Raw genomic sequence first — 23526 nt, 5'->3', positions numbered from 1 at the left:
ACTGCAACCGGTCCTTCCCCGCGTGCCCGAAGAATCGTCTCAACGCATCGCTTCTTCAGTCAGCCACAGCGACTCTCTCAGGTCCTGCTCGTTGAGGTTATGCCCTTCGCCGCCGCCGCGATCGACGACGATGTAATCGCTCACCTTCTCCAGCGCCAGCAGCGGGTGATGCCATACGCCCTTCGCGTAGTTGACGCCCTGCCAGCCGCGCGTGACGAAAGCGCGAATCTTCGTTTCGTCGAGATCGCCCGCAGGCGCGACGACCACCAGCGTCGGCCGGTCATCCAGCGGAATGAACGCCTGGCTGCCGAACGGATGCCGTTCCAGCATCGTGCATTCGAACGGCAGCGCGCGCGGCTGCCCGCGAAAGAGATTGACGATCGCGTGACCGCCGCCGTCCGTTACATCGACGCGGCACAGATCGTGGAAACGGATCGTCGTGCCGAGGTTGATCGGGATCTGCTTCGCGCCATCGAGCTCGATGACATCGCCGAACGGCTCGAATGCAGCGCGCGTCAACGGTTCGATGACGAGTTTCTTCATGATGCCAGGGTTCCGAAAAGACGCAGGCGCGACACGCCGCCGTCAGGGAAAATGTTGAAGCGCACGTGCGTCACCGGACCGAGCGCTTCGAGCTCGGATTCGAAGAAATGCTGCTTGTCCATCTGCAGCTTCTGTTCGCCGAGCAGGACCGGCCAGAACATCGCCTGCGTGACGAGCGAACTGTCCGTGCCGCCCTTCACATACGCCGCCTGGAGCGAGCAACGGTCGGGATAGTTGCCTTTGAAGTGCGCGGTATCCACTTCCACTTTCTTGATGACGCCCGGCTGTGCCAGCGCGACGATGCACCAGTCGTTGCCCGGCTCGCGGCGACGACGCGTTTCCCAGCCGTCGCCCATGTTGACGCCGCGGCCCGGCATCAGCAGCGTCGAGGCCAAGCCGAAGTGCTGGTTATTGGTGCCGACCAGATATGCGCCGTTTTCCATCGCGCCGAGATCGACGAGCTGGTTGCGGTCCGCACGGCTCCAGTCGAGTTGCGGCTGGCCATAGACGCGCAGCCGCGCAATGCCGCCGTCCGGATAGATGTTCACGCGCAGATGCGTGAACGGCTGCTCCGTCTTCACGTCGAGATAGTGATGGTTGTTGCCCTGCAAGGTCGTGGACGGCACGATTTCCGTCCATTGCGTCGACTGGTTCGGCGCGCCTTCGATCACATGCGCGCCCTCGATCGACGCCGCCGGCGGGAAGTTGCCGGTGAAGTGGCTCGTATCGAGATCGATGCCCTTGATCACGCCCGGCCGCGCCAGCTTGACGATGCACCAGTCATAGCCGGTCGAACGCTTGCGGCGGGTTTCCCAGCCGTCCATCCACTTGCCGTGATCGTCGAACTTGCCGGGAATGAACACGGCCGGCTCGGGGTTCAGCATGCGCTCCTTCGGCGCGAAAAAATCGTCGCTCGCCTCGAGTGCCTGCGCACCCAGACGCGGATCCGCCAGGTTCACATGGCGGCGCGTGAATTCGGGTGCGTTGGGATCGAGTGTCGGAATAGCCATTTATCAAGTCCTTGTCGTGGATCGTGGCGGTGAAGGCGGATCAAGCCTGGATCAGGTCGTTCAGCCTGAAACGGGCGATCCGGTAGATCTGGTCGAGGCTCGTGCGCAGCTCTTCGGCGCGATCGTGATTCACGCGCTGCTCGAAGTTCGCGATGATGCCGTGCCGGTCATAGCCGCGTACCGCGAGGATGAACGGAAAGCCGAACTTCTCGCGATAGCGCGTGTTGAGTGATTGAAGCTTGTCGAATTCTTCCTGCGTGCAGAGATCGAGGCCCGCGCCGCTTTGCTCGCGCGTGGACTCGGCGGTCAGTTCGCCGCGCACTGCCGCCTTGCCGGCGAGCTCCGGGTGGGCGTTGATGAGCGCGAGCTGCTTCTCTTCGCCCGCTGTCTCGACGATATGCGACATCGCCGCATGCAACGCATCGATGTCCTTGAAGGGACGTTGCCGCGCCGCCGCTTCCGGCACCCACGGCGAATGTTCGAAGATGCCGGCGAGCACCGTCACGAAGGTGTCGGCGGGCATGGAATTGAGTTGGTCGAGTGAGTAGTGCATCGCCTTCATGCCGCCGTCCCGTTGCTGGATTGATCGAAAGGATGGTGTTCGCGCCAGTGCCGCGCGATGTCCACGCGCCGCGTGACCCACACGCGGTCGTGCTGCTCGATGTGATCGAGGAACTTCTGCAGGCCACGGAACCGGCCCGGACGGCCCAGCAGACGGCAATGCATGCCGATCGAGAGCATCTTCGGCGCTTCGTCGCCCTCTGCGTACAGCACGTCGAACGCGTCCTTCAGATAGGTGAAGAAGTGATCGCCGGTATTGAAGCCTTGCGGCGTCGCGAAGCGCATGTCGTTGGTGTCGAGCGTGTACGGCAGGATCAGATGCGGCTTCTTCTCGCCGCCCGTCACCTCCACTTCGGTCCAGAACGGCAGGTCGTCGCCGTAGTTGTCGGAGTCATAGAGGAAGCCGCCATATTCCGCCACCAGCCGATGCGTATTGGGGCTGTCGCGGCCGGTGTACCAGCCGAGCGGCCGCACGCCGGTCACGCGTTCGATTGCCTCCATACCGAGGCGCATGTGTTCCGCCTCGCGTTCCGCCGACATGTCCTGATAGTGAATCCAGCGATAGCCATGACACGCGATTTCATGTCCGAGTTCGACGAACGCTTTCGCCAGTTCCGGATGACGTTCGATGGCCATGCCCACGCCGAAAATGGTGAGCGGCAAACCGCGTTTCTCGAATTCGCGCAGGATGCGCCACACGCCCGCGCGCGAGCCGTATTCGTAGATCGACTCCATGCTCATGTGACGCGACGGATACGACGCCGCGCCGACGATCTCCGACAGGAACTGCTCCGAGCCCGGATCACCGTGCAGGACGCAGTTCTCGCCGCCTTCCTCGTAATTGAGCACGAATTGCACGGCGATGCGTGCGTTTCCCGGCCAGTTGGCCTGGACCGGGTGGCGGCCGTAGCCGATCAGGTCGCGTGGATAGTTCGGATCGTGTGACATGGCTGGGTGTTCGCAGGCTGGCGTTGGAAAGCGGGATTGTTGACGATTCAGTGTAGCCAAAAGACCCGGACGCGCCCATACATCAGGGCAGATAATCCGGGTCACGCCAGCGGTATGTGGGTCCCGCCGGCGCGCCGGTGCAGGCTCAGCGCGGACTGAAATCGGCCAGCACGCCGTCGTAGCGCTTCGCCAGCGGCCGCGCGTAGTCACCGCGCTTGGCGGTGTGAAGTTTCAACGCGACGAGCGCCTCGGTCCATTTCACCGCCGCCGTGACGCCCTCCACCACCGGCGCGCCGATCGCGTCCTCCACCTCGCGGCAGAACTCCGCCATGCCCGCGCAGCCCAGCACGATGGCGTCCGAACCGTCTTCGTCGAGCGCGCGCCGGCACTCGTCGATGATCGTCTGGCGCGCCGACGAACCCGGCTCGTCCAGTTCGAGCACGGCGACGTCGGTGGCGCGGACGTTCTTGCAGAAGCGCGACATGCCGTAGCGCTCCGCCAGATGCCACGCCATGCCGACGGTGCGCTGCAAGGTCGTCACCACCGAGAAGCCCGGCGCGATCACGCTCGCCGCATGCATCGCCGCCTCCGCGATGCCGATCACCGGCCCACGCGCCAGTTCGCGCGCCGCGTACAGGGCGGGATCGCCGAAACAGGCGATCACATAGCCGTCGAAACCCTGCTTCTCTCCCGCCTCGATCTCGGCCAGCAGGCCGAGCGAGGCCACCGCTTCGTCGTAATAGCCTTCGATGGACGGCGGGCCCATCGTCAGGCTCACTGCCACGATCTCCGTGCCCGGTGCGGCGACTTGCCGGGCGCAGTGTCCCATTGCGTCGGTCATGCGCTGCGTCGTGTTGGGGTTGATCAGTTTGATGCGCATTGCGGTTCTCCACGTACTGCTTCGAAAAGGCTCTCAGGTTCTTGTTGGTTCACACCGTCAGACGTGCTTGCGGTCCGCCAGGAAGAAATAGAACACCGCGCCCAGGCCCGCACCGATGAACCACGAAAAGTTCGCGGCGCCTTCGAGCGACGGCAGCATCACGCACAGGATCGCGATCACGGCGGCCGGCAGCAGCGCCATCACCGCACGGCGGTTCACGCCCTTCGTGTACCAGTAGCGGCCTTGCTCGGAAACGGTGTAGAGATCGTCGACGGCGAGCTTGCCGCGCTTGACCATGTAGAAGTCGAGAATCAGCACGCCGTACAGCGGTCCGATGAAGCTGCCCAGGATATCCAGCGTGTAGTGGATGACGGCCGGGTTGTTGAACAGGTTCCACGGCGTGATGAAAATCGACGCGGTCGCGGCGAGCATACCGCCCATGCGCCAGCTGATGAGCTTCGGCGCGACATTCGAGAAGTCGAAGGCCGGCGAAACAAAGTTCGCAACGATGTTGATGCCGATGGTGGCGATCGTGAAGGTCAGCGCGCCGAGGATCACGGCGGTCGGATGATCGATGCGGCCGACGGTTTCCACCGGATCGGTGATCAATTGGCCGAACACCGGCAAGGTGGCTGCGGTGGTGATGACGGTCACCAGCGAGAACGCCAGGAAGTTGACCGGCAGTCCCCAGAAGTTGCCGCGCTTGACGCTGCGGAAGCTCTTGCCGTAGCGCGAGAAGTCGCCGAAGTTGAGCATCGGGCCGGAGAAGTACGACACGACCAGCGAGATCGCGGTGATCATCACCGGGATGACTTCCATGCCGTGATACTTCACGCCGCCGAGGTTCAGACCGATGTTCTTGATGCCCGCGCGCCACACCATGTAGCCGGCGAGCATGAACATGACCACGTAGACAGCGGGACCGGCGAAGTCGATGAACTTCTTGATCATCTCCATGCCGCGCCAGAAGACGACCGCCTGCAGCACCCACAACAGCATGAAGCCCGCCCAGCCGAGCGCGGAGAGCCCGACGAAGCCGTACTTGTGGACATCGGCGTAAGGCATCAGCGACGGCACGAACTTCAGCACGACGATCACCAGTGCGCTCGACGCCAGATAAGTCTGGATCCCATACCACGCCACCGCGATGAGGCCGCGGATCACGGCCGGAATGTTCGCGCCGAGCACGCCGAAAGTGGCGCGGCATGCCACCGGATACGGTACGCCCGCGACCTGGCTCGGTTTCGCGATCAGGTTGCACAGCACGTTGACGAAGCCGATGCCGATCAACAGCGACACCAGCACCTGCCAGCTTGTCAGGCCGAGCGCGAACAGACTGCCGGCGAACACATAACCGCCGACGCTGTGGACGTCGGACATCCAGAAAGCAAAGATGTTGTAGGCGCCCCAGGTCTGGTTCTTGAGCGGGGCGAGGTCTTCGTTGTAGAGGCGGTCGCTGTAACCGGCGGGCATGCCCGGATCGTGTCCGGGTGCCTGCTCTTCGTATTGCGGCAGGGCTGAGCTGCCTGATGCACTGAACTGGGCCATGACGTCTCCTTCATTGGCTGCTTGCGTGATGAATGACTGCAGATTCCCGAAAGACCCTGGCGGGTCGGATACCTTCGCTGTCGTCCTTTCCTGTCCGGCGCAGCGCGATACTCTTTGGATTTGCATTTGCACCGCCGGGCGTGAAGCCGAGAGCGCCCGAGGCGTGTGCCTCCGCGCCCGCCCGACGGCGGTTGTTCATCTGCCGCTCATCGGCGACTCACGTGAGCGTGCGGTTCAATGCAACGCGCATGGCGTTTTCGACGCATGCGACTGGCCGCGCGCCCGGTGTCTGGCGGGGCGCGGTGTGACTGGATCGTGTGGTTCCTACGTGTCGGACGGCGTGTCGCGCCCGGCAGGCCTTGCGAATACTTCTCTCAGATCGACCGCGCCGCGCGCCGGCCGCTCCAGCATCTTCAATTCGACATCGCGCAGATGCCGGGCCATCAATTCGGCCGCCTCGGGCGCGCGTCCTGCGTCGAGCGCGGCGAGGATGGCTTCATGATCCTCAAACGAGCACGAACTCTTGCCGAGTGACTCATACAGCGCCGAGATCAGCGTCGAGCGCGCGACCAGACCGGCAAGACAGTCGCACAGCACCGTGTTGCCGGTGAGCGCCGCGAGCTCCGTATGGAACTCGCCGGACAGCCGGATCCACGACGAGAAATCGTGGCTCTCGAAGGCCCGGCGCTCCCGTCCGATCGTCGCGCTGATCGACTTGAGGCGGCGCGTGCCATGCCCTTGCGCGATCCGTTCCACAACCGCCAGCTCGATGATGCGGCGCATCTCGAACACTTCATGCACTTCCTGCAGCGACGGACTCGCGACGAAGGCGCCGCGATTCGGCTCCAGATCGACGAGCCGCTCGTTGGCGAGTTGCGCCAGCGCCTGACGCACCGTACCGCGCTTCACCGCAAAGACTTCGCACAGTTGCGCCTCGGTCAGCTTGGCGCCCGGCGCCAGACGATGTTCGAGGATCGCGGCGCGGATGTTCTCGGCGATCGACTCGGCATTCGCCGCGCCGGGGTTGCCGGGGGCGCTCGATGAGGCATTCAGTGCGGCAGTGGCTTGGGCGTCGGACATGATGTGCTCGCTGGCATGTTGATCATCTTAGAAGCGACATAATGATTGTCAACAATCAATTTCAATTGATTGCTGCGAATTGGCTGTTTTCAGCGGCTCGTGCGCGCCGCGAGGCCGTAGATACGGGACTTCCAGCCGATTACGTCAGTTTTTGTCAGCATTGCACGCACGTTTTTGTCGACAATCCATCGCGTGGAATATTGGCGTCAGGACAGGCGTGCGAATGAGAATTCGGCGGTTAGTTGTCGGTGACGCGCATAAAAAAAGCGCCTTTCGGCGCCTTCTATGCGTCCGCCCCGAACCTCAACTCAGATGCGGATAGTCGGACAATTTCAGCGTGAACCCGCGCGGCTCCGCGACGAGATGCGCCGTAGCACCGAAAGGCAGCGTCAGCAAGTTCTCGACGTGCCCGAATTGCAGGCCCGTCACCACAGGAACGCCTGTCGCCGTGCGCACCTGCTCGATCATCGCGTCGAGGGAATAGCCGTTGTCGTAGTCCGAGAGCCGTCCACCGGAAAACTCGCCCATCACGATTGCCTGCTGCCGCCCGAGCACGCCCGCCTGATGCAGTTGATAGATCATCCGCTCGATCCGGAACGGATGCTCGTTGACGTCTTCGATGAACAAAATGCCGCCTTCGACCGGCGGCAGATAAGGCGTACCGACCAGCGATGCCAGGATCGCCAGATTGCCGCCCCACAGCATGCCCGTGACGTCGACCGACTCACGCTGCGGCACGTTGCTCCGCACCGTGAACTCCGCGTGCGAGATCGCGTTCCAGAAGTGTTGCATCGTGAAGGCGCTCATATTCTCAGCGCCGAAATCGCCCGCGAACATCGGCCCGCCGAAACTCTTCACGCCCGCATGCGCGTAGAGCGCGCACTGGATCGCCGTGAAATCGCTGTGACCGACGATCGCGACCGGCTGATCCGCAAGACGCCGCAGGCCGAGATAATCCAGCCCGTGCAGCAGACGCGTCGCGCCGTAGCCGCCGCGCACCGCCAGCACGATGTCGGGCACCGGACGCGCAGGATCGGCGAGACGGTTCAGATCCGCCGCGCGCTCCGCATCCGTGCCGCCGAAACGCTGGAAGCGCCGGCGCGTCGCCTCGACGTTCTCCAGCCGATGCCCTTCCCTGCGCAAACGCGTGAGGCCGCGCTCGACCGCGGCGGGATCGCTCGGATAACCGGAGGGCGCGACGAGATCGATGGTGCGTGATTTCACGGTGTTGTCGTTGGATTCGTTATTGGAGCGGAAGAAGAAACACCCTCGCCCGACGCGGCCGCCGCTTCTCGCGCGCGACGGGCATCGCGCTCATCGCGGGCAAGACGCCTGCGTTCGGCAAAGAAATTCTTGAGCGCGTGACCGCACTCGTCGGCGAGCACGCGGCCCGTCACCGATGTGTGGTGATTGAGCTGCGCGTTCGCGAACACGTCCACCACACTGCCGCACGCGCCCGTTTTCGGATCAGTGGCGCCGAAAACGACGCGTGCAATGCGTGCATGCATGATCGCGCCCGAGCACATCAAACAGGGTTCGAGCGTCACATAGAGTTCGCAGCCCGGCAACCGGTAGTTTTCGAGCTTCTGCGCCGCGGCGCGCAGCGCGACCATTTCGGCGTGCGCGGACGGATCATGTGCGTGGATCGGATGATTGAAGCCGGTGGCGATGACTTCATCGCCCCGCACGATGACGGCGCCCACCGGCACCTCGCCCGCGCGACGGGCTTCGTCGGCGGCGCGCTGGGCGAGCGCCATGAAACGGCGGTCGCGTTCGCTGGGAAAATCCGCAGGAGAAAGCGCTGCGTGCAGGACGCCCGGAGACGGTGAGTCGGGCGTGCCGGTCACTTCGGCGGTTGCGCCGCGCGGGACAGCGCGCGCTCCGAGAGCCGTTCAGCGATGCGCCGGCGATACTCATGCGGCACGCAACCGCCGCCGCGCAACGATTCGAGGGCCATGTCGAGCGCGAGCATCCTGGCTTGCAACTGGCAGCGGGCGGCGGGATCCGTCACCCGGTCGAACTCCTCCTGGAGGCCACGAAGGGCCCGGAGTTGCTCGACGGCGGGCGGCACGAAGCCCGCATTTTTGAGAATCCGATTGGCGACGCGCACTTCCTCGGGAACGAGGACGTCGTCTGCGAACTGGAGCGGAGCGCCCTCGCCCGGCAAGTCCTTGAACTCACCACGCGCGGCGGCTTCATTGATCCGCTGTTCGACCAAAGCATCTAACAATTTCATCGGGGATTTCGACCGGCTTGAACCCGCCTGGGGCGGACGCGGTCTGTCGCGATTTCCGTTGGTTGGCCTGAAGTCGGAGGGCAGCCGGAAGACCACGTTCACGCAGTGTTCGGCACGTCTCGACAACCCAGTGCCTATTCTATCAGCGGCCGCGGCGCCGTTTTCGTCTGATGAAGCATGGTATGTGGGCTGCCGCCGTATACAGGGCTTACTGACATCGATATGCGTCCTTTGCGCAACATGCGTTTGACCGCTCGGTGCCGGATATGCTTGTACGACGACTACGTTCGTGGCGCCCCTTCCGGACGTCGCGTATAGCCTTCGGTGGCGGCGAGCAGGCGCCGCGTGTACTCGTGTTCGACGCGACGCGCACGCACCGCTTCCACGTCCACCTGTTCGACGATCTCGCCATTGCGCATCACGGCGATCCGGCTGCACAGAAAGCCGATGACCGACAGGTTATGGCTGACGAGCATCATCGTGAGCTTGCGTTCCCGATGGAGCCGCCGCAGCAGATTGAGGATTTCGGCCTGGACGGACACGTCGAGCGCCGACGTGGGTTCATCGAGCAGCAGCACGCGTGGTTCGACGATCAGCGCACGCGCGATCGACACCCGTTGCCGTTGGCCGCCGGACAACTGATGCGGATAGCGGAATCTGAAGGTTGGCCCGAGCCCGACTTCGCCCAGCGCGGCGAGAATGCGCGCGTCCGGGTCGCCGATGCCGTGAATCGCGAGCGGCTCGCGCAAGGTCTTGTCGACGGTGAAGCGCGGATGCAGCGCGCCATACGGGTCCTGGAAGACCATCTGCACGTCGCGGCGCGCGCGGCGTGACGCCGTCTCGCCGCCAATGCGCATCGTCCCGCCCGCGAGCGGCGCGAGACCGGCGAGCCCGCGCAGGAGCGTCGACTTGCCGCTGCCCGATTCCCCGACGAGCCCGAACACCTCGCCCTCGTTCACCTGCAAGGACACGTCGCGCACGGCGTCGACGTGGCCGGTGCGGGTGCTGAAGCGGATCAGCGCGCGGTCGATCTCGATCATCGCGCGGCTCCGGCGTCGAACGTCTCCGCGAGCCAGGCGGGATCGCGGCGCAAGGTCGGCAGTTCGTCGGGCGGATGATCGAGCGGCGGATGCGCGGCGAGCAGCCCTTGCGTGTACGGATGGGTGGCGTGCCGCAGATCGCGCGCCGCGCAGGTCTCGACGATGCGTCCGCCATACATCACCGCGACGCGGTCGCAGAACGACATCACCAGCGGCAGATCGTGACTGATGAACACGAGCCCGGTGTCGTGGCGTTCGATCATCTCGTCGAGCACGGCCAGCACCTGGATCGACACGAGGACGTCGAGCGCGCTCGTGGGCTCGTCGGCGATCAGAAGCCGCGGCCCTGCGCTCACCATCATCGCGATCATCACGCGCTGCCCCATGCCGCCCGACAGCTCGTGCGGATAGGCGTCGGCCACGCGTTGCGGATCGCGGATATGCACCGCTTCGAGCGCCGCGACGATGCGCTCGCGCAGCTGACGCCGGCTCTCGCCGGGCGTCTGCCGGACGAAGGTCTCGCGCATCTGCTGCGCGACCGTCATCACCGGATTCAGCGAGTATTTCGGGTCCTGCAGGATCATGCTCATGCGCGTGCCGCACAGCCGGCGACGTTCCTTCGGACGCATCGCCAGCAGATCCTGGCCCTCGAAGCGCAGCGCGTCGGCGGACCAGCGCGCCTCGGGCGGCAGCAAGCCGAGCAGCGCCCGCCCGGTCAGCGACTTGCCCGAGCCCGATTCACCGACGATGCCAAGCCGTTCACCGCGCCGCACCGTCAGCGAGACGCCGCGCACGGCGGGCGTGAGCGTGCCGTCGGTAGCGGTGAAAGCCACCTTCAAGCCGTCGAACCGTGCCAGCGGCTCGTCCATGTCAGCCTCCATGACGGGGATCGAAGACGTCGCGCAGACCGTCGCCGAGCAGGTTGAAGGCGAGGCTTACCGCGAGGATCGCGAGGCCGGGAATCGTCGCGACCCACCAGGCGTCCAGCAGCACGTTGCGCCCCGCCGCGACCATGTAGCCCCATTCCGGGCTCGGCGGCTGGGCGCCCAGCCCGAGGAAGCCCAGCCCCGCGACGGCGAGAATGATGCCGGCCATGTCGAGCGTGGCGCGCACGATCACCGACGACGAACACATCGGCACGATATAGCGCAGCACGATGCGCAGATGCGAAGCCCCTTGCAGGCGCGCCGCGTGGATATAGTCCGACTGCGCGAGCCGCAGCGACTCGGCGCGCGCGAGCCGCGCATACGGCGGCCACGCAGTGATCGAGAGCGCGATGACCGCATTCAGCACGCCCGGCCCGAGCGCCGCGGCGAACGCGAGCGCCAGCACGATCTTCGGAAACGCGAGCGCGACATCGGTGACGCGCATCAGCACCGTATCGACGATGCCGCCGCAATAGCCCGCCACCGTGCCGATCAGCAAGCCCACCGGCACGACCAGCACGACCACCAGCAACGCGATGGCCAGGGTCAGGCGCGAGCCGTACACGAGCCGCGAGAGAATGTCGCGGCCGAGTTGATCGGTGCCGAACCAGTGCGCCGCGCCCGGCGGCGTCAGGCGTTCGGCGAGCACTTGCGCCAATGGATCGCGCGTGACGGCGAGCGGCCCGAACGCGGCCGTCGCCACGAGCAGCAGCAGGATCGCGAGCCCGAGCATGCTGAGCGGATTCGACGCGAAACTCCGCCAGCGCCGGTACGCGCGCCCGAGCGACGCCTGCCGCGCGGACGCGGGCGTGTCGGTGAGCAGCCAGGCGCGCCAGCTTCCCCGTTGACGTGTCATCGGCGTGCGGTCCGCGGGCGATTGCATCGGCGTGTGTGCTCCATGTCAGCGCGCGCGGGGATCGAAGACGCGGTAGAGCGCATCGGTCAGCAGATTGAGCGCGATGAAGGTCGCGCCGATCACAAGCGTGCTGCCGAGCACGGCGTTCATGTCGGCGTTGAGCAGCGCGCCGGTCAGATACGATCCGATCCCGGGCCACGCGAACACGATCTCGGTCAGCACCGAACCTTCGAGCAGATAGCTGTAGGCGAGCGCGATCACCGTCAGCAACGGCACCGCGATGTTGCCGAACGCGTGACGCCAGATCACGCGGCGCTCGGGCAGGCCCTTGGCGCGCGCCGTCGTCACGTATTCCTGGCTCAGTTGTTCGAGCATGAACGAGCGCGTCATGCGCGACAGATACGCAATGGAATAGAACGCCAGCACGCCCGCCGGCAGCGCAATGTGCGAGAACGCGTTCCTGAAGACATCCCACTCGCCGGCGAGCAGCGAGTCGATCAGCAGGCTGCCGGTGCGGGTATCGACCATGCCGTCGTACATCGGATCGATGCGGCCCGGACCCGACACCCAATGCAGCCGCGCATAGAACAGCAAGAGGCCCATCAGCGCGAGCCAGAACACCGGCACGGAACTGCCCGCGAGCCCGATCACGCGCGCGAGATGATCGACGATGCGGTTGTGCCGCACCGCCGCCGCGACGCCGAGCGGCACGCCGATCGCCACGCCGACGAAGGTCGACAGCGTCGCCAGTTCGAGGGTGGCGGGAAACACGCGTTTGATATCGTCGATGACCGGATTGGCCGTCAGCAGCGAGATGCCGAGATGGCCATGCAGCACGTCGCGCGCGTAGATCAGGAATTGCTCGACGAGCGGTTTGTCGAGCCCGAGTTGCAGTCGCGCGGCCGCGTAGGCGGTGGCGGACGCGCGGTCGCCGAGAATGGCCAGCACCGGATCGATCGGAATCTTGCGGCCGATGAAGAAGGTGATCGCCAGCAGCCCGGTGAACGTGATGGCGAGCATCGCGAACCAGCGCAGCAGCGCCAGCGCGATGCGCAATCCGCCGCGCCGCGCGCCGGCTGTGCGCACGCGCTCGATGAACGTGGCCGCGCTCACTGCTTCCTGAGAGTGCGATAGGACACGAGATCGTTGATCGGCCCGACTTCGAGGCCGGTCACGCCCGGACGCGCCGCCACCTGCGACACCTTCTGGAACATGATCACGAACGGCGACTTCGCGAGCACCTCGCGCTGCATCTTCTCGTACAGCTGCGCACGCTTCTTCGTGTCGCTCTCGGCGAGCGCGGCGTCGGTTTCCTTCGTCAGCTGCGGGATGTCCCACGCGTTGCGCCATGCGAGCATCTTGTAGCTCGATGCATCCGAGTTGTCCGGATTCCACACGAAACCCTGCGCGTTGCTGTGCGGATCGATATAGTCCGCCGACCACTCGCCGATGTAGATGTCATGCGCCCGCGCGCGATAGCGCCCGAGCGTCTGCTTGTTGTCGCTCGGCACGAGCTGCACCTTGATGTTCGCGAGCGCGAGATTGGCCTGCACCGCCTGCGCGATCTCGCTGTACGGATAGTCGTTGCGCACGTCCATCTTCACGGTGAAGCCGTTTGCGAGACCGGCCTTCGCGAGCAGCGCCTTGGCCTTCGCGACGTCCTGGTGATACGGGTTTTCGTTCAATGCGCCAAGGAAGCCTTCGGGCAGGAAGCTTTCATGCACCTTGTAGGTGGTGCGGATCACGTTCTTCTGGATGCCCTGATAGTCGATCAGCCATTTCATGGCTTCCCAGACTTCGGGCTTCGCGAGATTCGGGTTCTTGTTGTTGAGCCCGAGGTACATCAGCGTGGCCTGCGGCACGGCCGTCGCCTTGATGACGCCGGACTTCGAGAGCGTGTCGAGGTCGTCGGGAGAGAGATCCCGCGCCACGTCGATGTCGGCGTTCTGGATCATCAGCCGCTGGCTCGCGGCCTCGGTCACGTGGCGCAGCACGATGCGCTTCATCGCGAGCGGCACGCGATAGCCATCGAAACGCTGCAACACGATGCTGTCGTTCGCGGTCCACTTGACGAGCTTGTAGGCGCCCGAGCCGGCTTCGTTGGTCTTGAGCCATTCGTTGCCGTAGTCATTGCCCTTCGCGTGCGTTTCGAGCAGCTTGCGATCCACCACCGACGCCGGCCACGCGCCGAGCACGTTCAGCACGAAGGTCGGCGCGTAGCGGCGGTCGGTCGTCACGGAGACGGTGCTGTCGTCCAGCTTCTTCACGTTCTGCAGGGCGTTCGTCTTCGTGAGCCCGATGCCCGCCAGCACCGCCGCCGCGCCCTTGTCGAGCAGCGCGGTGCGCTGGATCGACCAGGCCACGTCGTCGGCCGTGAGCGGATTGCCGGAATGGAACTTGAGGCCCGGACGCAGCTTGAAGGTGAAGGTCAGGCCGTCGGGGCTCACGGTCCAGGACTCGGCGACATCGCCATTGAATTTCGATGGATCCTTCAGGTCCACGCGCACCAGCCGGTCATAGGTGTTCGCGACGTATTCCTCCGGCACCAGTTCGTAGATCTCGCCGGGATCGAGCGACGTGAATTCGTCGAGCAAGGTCGCCATGACAAACATGTCTTTCGGCGTGGCCGCGCCTGCCGGCTGCGTGCCGAAACCTGCCGTCAGCGCGGCCGCGAACGCGAGCGCCGTCAATGCCTTCTTCATCGGGTGTCGTCCTGTGGATCTTTCGAATGCCGCCATCACATGAGCCGCAGCGGGCCGCTGTCTTCGTTGTCGATCACCTCGAGTTCGCGCGAGCCCGGCAGTTCGTAATGCCACCACTCGCTCTTGATGTGCGTGAAGCCCGCGCCATGCATCACGCCCAGCAGCAAGGTGCGATTGCGCTGCACGTGCTCCGGCAGGCCCCCGTGGAAATGTTCGGACGCGGGCACCATCGCGTCGAAACCGGTGCCCATGTCGAGTTCCTGGCCGTCGCGATCGACGAGCGTCAGGTCCAGCGCCGTGCCGCGACTGTGATTCGAGCCGCGTCCGAGTTCGGCGATGAAGGTCGGATCGGGCAGGAAGTCCCAGAGCACCTTTTGTGCTTGCGGCGGCCGGTAAGCGTCGAAGATTTTGAGTGTCATGCCGATGCTGCGCGCGATCTCGACGGCCTTGCGCAACGCGGCTTCGGCGGGTTCCAGCAGCAGGCAGTGCTGGGCCTTGTAGATGGGCTTGCCGGTGAGGTTGCGATCGGTCGCGTAGACCAGATCGATCTGGACATGATGCGTATCGGGCGTAACGTGCAGCAGACGGGAACGAGTCATGTATTCGAGATCCGGGCAGAGCGCTGTTGCGTGCAGCTTGGGTATCGATACCCGAACCTTAACCCGTCAGAAAAATCTTCGAAAGCCTTTCCGTCCAATGGTTTTGCCGGATCGTTTTGCCGGATTGCTTTTTCGGATCAGCCCGCGAGCGGCCAGCGCGCGAGCACTTCGTGGCGCGACTGACCGAGCAGGCTGCGCACCAGCGCGAACTCGCGCGCGCGCCAGGCGACGAGCGCGACGGGATGGGACGGCACGCGCTGTTCATCGTAGAGCAGGGTTACATGCGGCACGAATCGCGGATGACGCTTGACGGCGATGCCCGCGTCAGCGAGCGCGGCGTGGAGGGCGTGAAGCGATGGGCTTGCATCGCCTGAAAGTACCAGCGGACGCTTCGCGCGACGGCCAGGAAAGCTTTCGATTCGAGCGAGTTCGATTTCGGCGGGCGGCAGCGCGATGCTCGATGCCGCGGCATGCGCCCGCGCGATGAGTCCGTCAGGAAGGCCTGCGAACGCGCCGAGATAATGCAGGGTGACGTGGAGCCTTTCGAGTGGTATCGGCCTCGCTTTCAGGCCGTATTGCGAGCGGAGTTGCTTGGACAGGTCGGTGAGACGTGCGGCCGCGGCTTCGTCCGGGAACAAGGCGAAGAACAGCGAGTCGGTGGCCAAGACGCGCGCCGGCTTGCCGGACGGTTCCGGTGAGCCGGCGCTCATGCCGCGCCGCGCGATGCGATCATTGGCTGAGACAGCGGAGTTCGAAGCATGTCGGCGGATTCCTCATGGGGGGAGCGGCTGCGCGCTCGAACGCCCCATGAGATTAACGCCGTTCCGGGTGCGCGCTGAAGATGCCAAACGGGCTGATGTCCGTATCGCCGGGGTCCGAGCTCTCGTCCGTTTGCCTGAACACGCTCACCGTGAAGGACGTGTAATCGGTGACGAACACGGTTCGCTCGTTGTCGAGCGTGGCAATGTCGCGTGGAAACTGGCCGGTCGGGAGCGTCTGAACCAGCTCCGCGTGCGGTGCCGAGACATCGAACACCGAAAGGTTCACCTGGTTGATGGGCGGATTCGCCCCGCGCGTCGTGCTCGTTCCATAGCGATCCGAGTTCGTCACCATCAGACGGGGACGCGCCGGATCCAGGTACAGCGCGACCGGCGACAGGCCATTGCTGGCCACGGTCTGCAGCAACGCATGGTCGGGATCGACGGCGAGCGTGGCGCGGTCGAATTGCAGCAGTTCATTGCTGCCCCGCGCCACGACCCAGACCGAGGATCCGTCCTGCGTTTCCTCGACGCGAACCGGCGAACAGGCTGCGGCGACGGAGGTCACGACAGCATTGCTGATCACGGTCGGCGCAGTGCCGGGCGTCGCGGCGCCTTCGATGGCCTTTGCCACATCGATGACATTGAGCGCGCCATTCGGCCGCGGATTTTGGGGATTGCCCTGAACGCATTGCGTGCTGACCAGCGCCGCATTGTCAGTACCCGAGAGCGTCTTGTTTCCGGCTGATACGATTTCGGTGGTCGCGTAGGCTCGCTGGCCGTCCGGGGAAACCGACACATCCGCCAGCGTGTTGCCGACGACAGGAATGAAGCCCACGGGCTTGCCTTGGGTGCGGCCGTCCCGCTGCTTGTCGAGCGCGATGAGCCCGATGTAGCCGCTGCCGGACGTGGGCGTCAACTTGCCGTCCTCGTTGGCGACGAACGCATACTTGCCATCTGGCGTAACGGCTGTCCCGAAGGTGCCGGGACGGGCGAACGCGCCACCATTGCTTTGGTCCACAAACGAAGGCGTTGCCTTGCCGGCCAGCGCGTCATGGACATCCACCAGTGCCACGCCGCTTTTCTCCAGCGCAACGACCAAGGTGGTCTTGTCCGGCGTGATGCTCATGCCTTGCGCGTGGTCGTCGGCTTTCAGCCTGACCGTGCCCGTTTGCCGGTACCCGTGGTCGATCTTTCCAAAGATCAACACTTTGGCGACTTCCACGCCGCTCTGGTTTGTAGCTGTCGTCGCCACGAATATGGCGTCTTTATCAAGCGCGACGATGCCGTTGGGGTTGCCGCCGGCCGGCAAGGTTGTTTCCGGGATGAAATTCGGAGTCGAACGAGAGGCCGCCTCGCAGGAATCCGGGAACCCAACCAAAGCCACAAGACTCGCGACACTGGCGCTGATTACTGCCGACTTGAAACCGTAAGACATGTTTCGCTCCACGAAAAATATCGAAATTGCGTGGTGGTGATGCTAGTTCGCCGTCGGTTGTAAAAAAAGGTGGCATGCAGCGACAGTCGTGTTCTGAATTTCCGACCACGAGCGGACAACGTCGTGCCAGCGAAGCGCGCGCCCTCGCGCCCTGTTCGTCGTCGAGTGGATTCGTTCCTGCGGGAGCGCGACGCCGCGACAGTTGAACCACACGTTGAGAGCTTGGAAATCGTCACAATTGAATGCACGGATTTTGCGGATGTCAGGCCGAACTATCATGGGAACCGGCTTTCTCAGTGTTTGAAAGATGTGTCGATCATTGCCTGAATTTGCCAGACCCAATACATTGTTTCCAAGGATGACAATGAATACCTTCGCCGCAGACGAAACAGATAATGTCCTCCGTTACTTTGATCTTTATTCGGACTCGAGTGCGGAGCAACCGCTGCTTTTCATCCACGGCTTGGGCTGCGCTTCCAGCAGCGACTATTCGCCTGTAGTTGCTTCGAAGGGTTACCCCAGGCAGCGATCGCTTTTGATGGATCTGATGGGATCCGGTTTCAGCGACAAGCCCGACACCGGCAAGTATTCCTCGGGAGCGCAGGTGGCATTGCTGTCGAATTTCATCGGCGCACAGGCGTTTTGCAGCGTCGATCTTTTCGGGCACAGCGCCGGGGCGTTCATTGCGCTGAAACTGGCGCAGGATGTGTCGAATCGACGCGGTACGCTCATCTTGTGTGAGCCTGGGATCAATGAATATGGCGTGTCCATGCTGTCTGAAATCACCGCGATGAACGAAGACGAATTCGTCGAGCAAGGCTTCGCGGCGTTTCTGGCGGAGTTGAAAGCGCAGGGAACGAACGATGCGTGGCTCGGGCCGTTTTCAGTCGCGTCTCCGCATGCGATTTATCAGTGGGCAACGTCAGCGCTGAATGACAACGCGAACGACTGGATCGGCGATCTCGCGCGGCTCGAAGGGGAGAAAGGCGTCATTCTGTCGGCTTCGGCGAGTAGCGAGGATATCGAACGGTTCGAACAGGCCGGGTGTGTCGTGCAATGCGTGCCGGATACCGCCCATATGATCGCCTACGATAATCCGGAGGGGCTGGCGGAGGCGATCAGTCATCTGCTTCGGATGCAGTGACAGCAAGCGCCGGACGCGCCGGCGCCCGCTTTCAGGGCGTCGATCGAGCCGACGCCTTCCGCATTAACGCCATCTCCAGCAATTCCTGTTGATACACGAAGCGGGACTGTACGTACTTCATCAGCATTGCTCCGATCGATACTCCGAATATTAGCGCGATGCCCCAAAGGATCGCGGTATTCGTGACATTGTCGGCTGCAAAGCCGCGCAAAAACGTATGTTGGAGCCACGCCAGTCCGCCCGCATCCTTGATGGTCGAGAATGTGAGCGCAAGTAGCGAGTACACGGCCGTGCTTCCTCCGAAGAAGAAAACGATGCGTGTATCGAACCGCTTGATCTTGAGTTGAACCCAGTACTGCGCTCGTTTCAACGCATCCTCGTCATGGCGGATCAGGCGCTTGACGCTGGCTTCATCGTTTTCGATTTCGGAGACGAAGGTGTGTGTCGTCTCCGCTTTCCAGCGCAGCATGACCCAGACAAGGACGGCCGGTTCTACGAGCAGAGCCAACAAGCTGAACAAGGAAGTCAGCACGTAGAACGCGAGCGCGATATACGCCATTGCCGGTGTACGTTGTAGCTTGTACCCAAGGCCCGCCATGACGAGCAGAGCCATGCATATCGCTCCGAGAACAAGCAGCAGATGAGCTAGCTTCCTCGACCATTTCATATACAGCTTCTTCGAGGGGTTGTAGGGTTCAGCATCCGCGAGTTCTTCCAGAATGGCCTTCAGGTCTTGCATTGGGTCTCACATCAATCAAAATGATTTCGCAACGCCACCATTTCCGGTTTGGCGAGCCTGCAATCCGTGCGCTCGCGGCGAATCCACGCCGGAGTGCGCGGCTTGTTTTTATTGCGCCGTTATATGGACAAAGGGCTGCCGTCACGCAAAAGAGCCCGCACTTGGCGGGCTCCGAAGCCTTCACTCACGGCTGACTCAGTCACGCGACACGTTTGAACAAGCTCGGCGCGAACCTGAAAGACTGCACGTTCCGAGCTTGCCTGACACTCACTCCCACTCGATCGTCGCCGGCGGCTTCCCGGAAATGTCGTACACCACCCGATTGATCCCTCGCACCTCATTGATGATGCGATTGCTCACATGTCCGAGCAGTTCATGCGGCAGATGCGCCCAGTGCGCGGTCATGAAATCCAGCGTCTGCACGGCGCGCAGCGCGACGACATACTCATACGTGCGTCCATCACCCATCACGCCGACGCTCTTCACCGGCAGGAACACCGCAAACGCCTGACTCGTCAGGTCGTACCACGACTTGCCCGTTTCCTTGTCGATGGTCGTCCGCAGCGTCTCGATAAAAATCGCATCCGCGCGACGCAGCAGATCCGCGAACTCCCGCTTCACCTCGCCGAGAATCCGCACGCCCAGACCCGGGCCCGGGAACGGATGGCGATACACCATCGCGGGCGGCAAGCCCAGCTTCACGCCGAGCTCGCGCACTTCGTCCTTGAACAGTTCGCGCAGCGGCTCAAGCAGCTTGAGGTTCAGCGTCTCCGGCAAGCCGCCGACGTTGTGATGGCTCTTGATGGTATGCGCGCCCTTCTTGCCCTTGCCCGCCGATTCGATCACGTCCGGATAGATCGTGCCCTGCGCGAGCCATCGTGCGTCGGTGAGCTTGTCGGATTCCGCGTGGAACACCTCGACGAACTCCGCGCCGATGATCTTGCGCTTCGCCTCGGGGTCCGTCACGCCGGCGAGCTTCTGCAGGAAGACTTCGCTCGCATCGACGTGGATGACCTTCACGCCGAGGTGATCCGCGAACGTCGACATCACTTGCTCGGCCTCGTTCTGGCGCAGCAGGCCATGATCGACGAACACGCAGGTCAACTGGTCGCCGATCGCGCGATGCAGCAGCGCCGCCGCCACCGACGAATCCACGCCGCCCGACAGCCCGAGAATCACCTTCTCCTTGCCCACCTGCGCGCGAATCTTCTCGACCGCTTCGTCGATGTAATGCCCCATCTCCCAGTCCGGATTCGCGCCGCACAGTTTCAGCACGAAGCGGTCGAGCATCGCGCGGCCCTGCACCGTATGGGTCACTTCCGGATGCCATTGCAGGCCGTAGAAGCGACGGTCGTCGTCGGCCATGGCGGCAATCGGGCATGAGGGCGTCGAGGCCATCAGCTTGAAGCCCGCCGGCAGATCCACGACCTTGTCGCCGTGGCTCATCCACACCTTCAGCATGGAGTCGCCCTTCTCGGCCTTGAAGTCCTCGATGCCTTCCAGGAAGCCCGTGTGGTTCAGCGCCTGCACTTCCGCATAACCGAACTCGCGCACATTGCCGAGCTCGACCTTGCCGCCCAGTTGATCGGCCATGGTCTGCATCCCGTAGCAGATGCCGAGCACCGGCACGCCCAGATCGAAGACGATCTGCGGCGCACGCGGCGACTTCGCCTCGGTGACCGAGTTCGGGCCGCCCGACAAAATGATGCCCTTCGGCGCGAATTCGCGGATGAAGGTTTCATCGACGTCATACGGATGAATCTCCGAGTAGACGTGCGATTCGCGGATACGCCGCGCGATCAGCTGGGTGACTTGAGAGCCGAAATCGAGAATCAGGATTTTGTCGTGCATGGCTGCGGCCAAAGGCTAGAAGAACGATTGATGTCGATGCTGCCGGTCCGCCCTCGTGCGCGAGCCGTCAGCGAAGTGTTCGCAAATGAATCGACGGCCGGCGCCCTGGCCGACCGTGCTGGTGTGTCCTGTTGCCGCCCGGCGCCCCGCACGCTTCGCAGCAGCGCCGGCCCGGAAAGCGCGCGCGTTGTTCAGCGAGGCGCTCCGCGTGCCGGACCCGCGCGCGGATCAAGCGGATCAAGCGGCTCGATTCGCCGGCCGGTTGCCGGATCGATCCCGCGGCTGATCTCCGGCTCGATGCGCCGGCCCGTCGCGGCGTCGATCTCATGTCCGCTGACAGGATCGAGCTTGCGGCCCGTGACGGGATCGAGTGTCGCGCCGGTCACGGGATCCACCGCGCCGCCATCGAGCGGACGGCCCGAAGGCTCGACCATGCGGCCGCTGGCGGGATCGATGCCGGTCGCCTCGGGTGCCCGCGCCGACGGACGCACCGCCGTGTCCGGCGGCACTGAAACGGGAACCGGCGCCACGGGCGTCACTGCTTCGGGCTCCGTGCGCGCACTGTCGCGTGTCTTTGCCGCCCGCTTTTCCGCACGTTGCGCCGAAGCGGCGCCCGCCTGCGCGGCCCGCTCGCGCCGGCGCACCGCCGACGACAACCTCACGCTGCCGAACCCGAGCACCACGAGCACGACGCCCACCACCGCCGCGCTCATCTGCCCGAAGCCGTCGACCTGCGGCATCTTCAATCCGAGCAGCCAGACCAGCACCACGACGCCCGACAGCCACTGCACGTGCCCCGAGACGCGCGCCGCTCGCGCGGTCAGCGCGCCGTCAACCGCTGCGTGGAACGCGAGCCATGCGAGGCCCATCAGCGCCACGCCGAGCAATTGCCCGGCGAACGCGGGCTGCACCCGGATGGCGTCCAGCTGCAACGCGCCGTACAAGCCCGCCCACGGCGTCAGCAGGAACAACAGGCCGAACGCCAGAAAGATCAGGGCATTGATGACCAGCACGACGCGCAGCAACGGTTTCATGGGCAGTCCAGGTCAGTTGACGAACAAGCGCGAAGCAAGGGACAGCGACGCTCAGTCGACGTGATAGTTGGGCGCTTCTTTCGTGATCTGCACGTCGTGCACGTGCGATTCGCGCATGCCCGCCGCGGTGATCTGCACGAACTCCGCCTTCTCGTGCATTTCGCCGATGGTGCTGCAACCGCAATAGCCCATGCTCGCGCGCACGCCGCCGATGATCTGGAACAGGATGGCGTTGACCGAGCCCTTGTAGGCCACGCGACCTTCGATGCCTTCCGGTACGAGCTTGTCGATGTTCGCCGAGTTGTCCTGGAAGTAGCGGTCCGCCGCGCCGTCCTTCATCGCGCCGACCGAACCCATGCCGCGATACGCCTTGTACTGACGGCCCTGAAACAGGAAGACGTCGCCCGGGGATTCCTCGGTGCCCGCCAGCATGCTGCCCATCATGACGACGTTCGCGCCCGCTGCCAGCGCCTTGGAGACGTCGCCCGAGAAGCGCACGCCGCCGTCCGCGATGACCGGCACGCCGCTGCCGCGCAGCGCGTCCGACACATTGGCGATTGCCGTGATCTGCGGCACGCCGACGCCCGCGACGATCCGCGTGGTGCAAATGGAGCCCGGACCAATGCCGACCTTGACCGCGTCCGCGCCATACTCGACGAGCGCCTTGGCGGCCGCCGCCGTCGCGATATTGCCGCCGATCACCTGCACGTGCGGATAGTTCTGCTTGACCCAGCGCACGCGTTCGAGCACGCCCTGGCTGTGGCCGTGCGCGGTATCGACGACGATCACGTCGACACCCGCCTGCGCCAGCAGATCCACGCGTTCCTCATTGTCCGCCCCGACGCCCACTGCCGCGCCCACGCGCAGCTTGCCGTCTTCGTCCTTGCACGCGTCCGGGTTTTCGGTCTGCTTCGTGATGTCTTTCACGGTCATCAGACCGCGCAGTTCGAACGCGTCGTTGACGACCAGCACGCGCTCCAGGCGGTGACTGTGCATCAGCGCCTTGGCCTCGGCGAGCGAGGTGCCTTCCTTGACCGTCACGAGTCGTTCGCGCGGCGTCATGATGGAGCGCACTGGCTCATCCATGCGCTCTTCGAAGCGCAAGTCCCGGTTCGTCACGATGCCGATCAGCTGCGCGCCCTCGACCACCGGAAAACCCGAGATGCCATGTTGCTGCGTCAGCGCGATGACGTCGCGCACGCGCATTTGCGGCGGCACCGTGATCGGATCGCGCACGACGCCCGATTCGAACCGCTTCACCTTGGCGACTTCGCGCGCCTGTTCCTTGGCGGTGAGGTTCTTGTGAACGATGCCGATGCCGCCCAGCTGCGCCATGGCGATGGCGAGTCGGCCTTCGGTGACCGTGTCCATGGCGGCGGACACGAGGGGCATGTTCAGGGAGATGTTGCGCGTCAGCTGGGATTTCAGGCTGGTGTCGCGCGGAAGAACGCTGGAGAAGGCGGGCACGAGGAGCACGTCATCGAACGTGAGTGCTTTCTGGATCAGACGCATGGCAAATCCTATGGGCGCAAAAGCAGATTATACCGATAGTTCTCCGGGTTTTCACTGTCCGAACAGCAAGTTAGGCCACTCTCGGACAAAACCGGGCCGGCGCCGCGCCGCGTGCCGGACC

23 protein-coding genes are annotated in these 23526 nt (G+C 64.0%); 1 reads left to right on the top strand and 22 read right to left on the bottom strand.

The features are described 5' to 3' along the window. Positions 1-39: 39 nt before the first annotated feature. The 18 genes from QCE63_RS07445 to QCE63_RS07360 all read right to left on the bottom strand — a co-directional run bounded on the left by QCE63_RS07445 (position 40) and on the right by QCE63_RS07360 (position 17125). Complete coding sequence (locus QCE63_RS07445; RefSeq protein WP_309832004.1) at positions 40-543, bottom strand: ureidoglycolate lyase; 504 nt, start codon at positions 541-543, stop codon at positions 40-42. Next, positions 540-1553 (bottom strand): allantoicase, encoded by a 1014-nt coding sequence (gene alc / locus QCE63_RS07440; RefSeq protein ID WP_309832001.1) that lies wholly within the window; start codon positions 1551-1553, stop codon positions 540-542. The genes QCE63_RS07445 and alc overlap by 4 nt, the downstream gene beginning before the upstream one ends. 40 nt (positions 1554-1593) lie before the next feature. Beyond that, complete coding sequence (uraD, locus tag QCE63_RS07435; RefSeq protein ID WP_309832000.1) at positions 1594-2115, bottom strand: 2-oxo-4-hydroxy-4-carboxy-5-ureidoimidazoline decarboxylase; 522 nt, start codon at positions 2113-2115, stop codon at positions 1594-1596. Beyond that, the gene (puuE, locus tag QCE63_RS07430; protein ID WP_309808114.1) at positions 2112-3062 is read right to left on the bottom strand and encodes an allantoinase PuuE; all 951 of its coding nucleotides are present in this window, start codon (positions 3060-3062) and stop codon (positions 2112-2114) included. The genes uraD and puuE overlap by 4 nt, the downstream gene beginning before the upstream one ends. Positions 3063-3207: 145 nt before the next feature. Further along, entirely contained in the window at positions 3208-3942 is a 735-nt protein-coding gene (locus QCE63_RS07425; RefSeq protein ID WP_309831998.1) for an aspartate/glutamate racemase family protein, read from the bottom strand. Between the two features lie 57 nt (positions 3943-3999). Further along, positions 4000-5490: an NCS1 family nucleobase:cation symporter-1 gene (locus QCE63_RS07420; RefSeq protein ID WP_309831996.1), complete on the bottom strand. Its 1491-nt coding sequence runs from the start codon at positions 5488-5490 to the stop codon at positions 4000-4002. Positions 5491-5814: 324 nt separating this feature from the next. After that, the gene (locus QCE63_RS07415) at positions 5815-6570 is read right to left on the bottom strand and encodes a GntR family transcriptional regulator (protein WP_309831994.1); all 756 of its coding nucleotides are present in this window, start codon (positions 6568-6570) and stop codon (positions 5815-5817) included. 303 nt (positions 6571-6873) lie between these two features. Next, positions 6874-7794 carry a muramoyltetrapeptide carboxypeptidase gene (gene ldcA / locus QCE63_RS07410; RefSeq protein ID WP_309831992.1) on the bottom strand — a complete coding sequence of 307 codons (921 nt, stop codon included), beginning with the start codon at positions 7792-7794 and terminating at the stop codon, positions 6874-6876. Beyond that, on the bottom strand, positions 7791-8381 hold the full coding sequence (gene tadA / locus QCE63_RS07405) for a tRNA adenosine(34) deaminase TadA (protein ID WP_309833722.1): 591 nt from the start codon (positions 8379-8381) through the stop codon (positions 7791-7793). Before tadA ends, ldcA begins: the two co-directional genes overlap by 4 nt. Before the next feature lie 32 nt (positions 8382-8413). After that, the gene (locus tag QCE63_RS07400) at positions 8414-8806 is read right to left on the bottom strand and encodes a DnaJ family domain-containing protein (RefSeq protein ID WP_309833721.1); all 393 of its coding nucleotides are present in this window, start codon (positions 8804-8806) and stop codon (positions 8414-8416) included. Between the two features lie 281 nt (positions 8807-9087). Next, a complete protein-coding gene (locus QCE63_RS07395) occupies positions 9088-9846 on the bottom strand; it encodes an ABC transporter ATP-binding protein (protein WP_309831990.1) in 759 nt (252 codons plus the stop codon). Further along, positions 9843-10715 carry an ABC transporter ATP-binding protein gene (locus tag QCE63_RS07390; protein ID WP_309831988.1) on the bottom strand — a complete coding sequence of 291 codons (873 nt, stop codon included), beginning with the start codon at positions 10713-10715 and terminating at the stop codon, positions 9843-9845. Before QCE63_RS07390 ends, QCE63_RS07395 begins: the two co-directional genes overlap by 4 nt. Position 10716: 1 nt before the next feature. Continuing rightward, positions 10717-11655, bottom strand: a complete 939-nt coding sequence (nikC, locus tag QCE63_RS07385) for a nickel transporter permease (RefSeq protein ID WP_309831986.1) — start codon at positions 11653-11655, stop codon at positions 10717-10719. 18 nt (positions 11656-11673) lie between these two features. Further along, positions 11674-12741, bottom strand: a complete 1068-nt coding sequence (locus QCE63_RS07380) for an ABC transporter permease (protein WP_309831984.1) — start codon at positions 12739-12741, stop codon at positions 11674-11676. After that, entirely contained in the window at positions 12738-14330 is a 1593-nt protein-coding gene (locus tag QCE63_RS07375; protein ID WP_309831981.1) for an ABC transporter substrate-binding protein, read from the bottom strand. Before QCE63_RS07375 ends, QCE63_RS07380 begins: the two co-directional genes overlap by 4 nt. Positions 14331-14365: 35 nt before the next feature. After that, positions 14366-14929 carry a D-alanyl-D-alanine dipeptidase gene (gene ddpX / locus QCE63_RS07370; protein WP_309831978.1) on the bottom strand — a complete coding sequence of 188 codons (564 nt, stop codon included), beginning with the start codon at positions 14927-14929 and terminating at the stop codon, positions 14366-14368. Between the two features lie 137 nt (positions 14930-15066). After that, positions 15067-15594: a 2'-5' RNA ligase family protein gene (locus QCE63_RS07365; protein WP_309831976.1), complete on the bottom strand. Its 528-nt coding sequence runs from the start codon at positions 15592-15594 to the stop codon at positions 15067-15069. Between the two features lie 148 nt (positions 15595-15742). Beyond that, positions 15743-17125, bottom strand: coding sequence for a hypothetical protein (locus QCE63_RS07360; protein ID WP_309831973.1), 1383 nt, complete (start codon positions 17123-17125; stop codon positions 15743-15745). Positions 17126-17489: 364 nt separating this feature from the next. Here QCE63_RS07360 and QCE63_RS07355 point away from each other — a divergent pair, with 364 nt between their 5' ends. Next, on the top strand, positions 17490-18269 hold the full coding sequence (locus QCE63_RS07355) for an alpha/beta hydrolase (protein WP_309831972.1): 780 nt from the start codon (positions 17490-17492) through the stop codon (positions 18267-18269). 31 nt (positions 18270-18300) lie between these two features. On the opposite strand, the gene QCE63_RS07350 is transcribed toward QCE63_RS07355, so the two are convergent. The 4 genes from QCE63_RS07350 to guaB all read right to left on the bottom strand — a co-directional run bounded on the left by QCE63_RS07350 (position 18301) and on the right by guaB (position 23405). After that, entirely contained in the window at positions 18301-19008 is a 708-nt protein-coding gene (locus QCE63_RS07350; RefSeq protein ID WP_309831969.1) for a hypothetical protein, read from the bottom strand. 267 nt (positions 19009-19275) lie between these two features. Beyond that, on the bottom strand, positions 19276-20859 hold the full coding sequence (guaA, locus tag QCE63_RS07345) for a glutamine-hydrolyzing GMP synthase (RefSeq protein ID WP_309831967.1): 1584 nt from the start codon (positions 20857-20859) through the stop codon (positions 19276-19278). Between the two features lie 191 nt (positions 20860-21050). Beyond that, positions 21051-21893, bottom strand: a complete 843-nt coding sequence (locus QCE63_RS07340) for a hypothetical protein (protein WP_309831965.1) — start codon at positions 21891-21893, stop codon at positions 21051-21053. Between the two features lie 51 nt (positions 21894-21944). Beyond that, positions 21945-23405, bottom strand: coding sequence for an IMP dehydrogenase (gene guaB / locus QCE63_RS07335; protein WP_309831963.1), 1461 nt, complete (start codon positions 23403-23405; stop codon positions 21945-21947). Between the last annotated feature and the right edge of the window lie 121 nt (positions 23406-23526).

This window comes from Caballeronia sp. LZ065 (genome assembly GCF_031450975.1).
Taxonomy (GTDB): domain Bacteria; phylum Pseudomonadota; class Gammaproteobacteria; order Burkholderiales; family Burkholderiaceae; genus Caballeronia.
The sequence above is the reverse complement of the archived record's forward strand: the minus strand, read 5'-3'. Positions and strand labels throughout refer to the sequence as shown.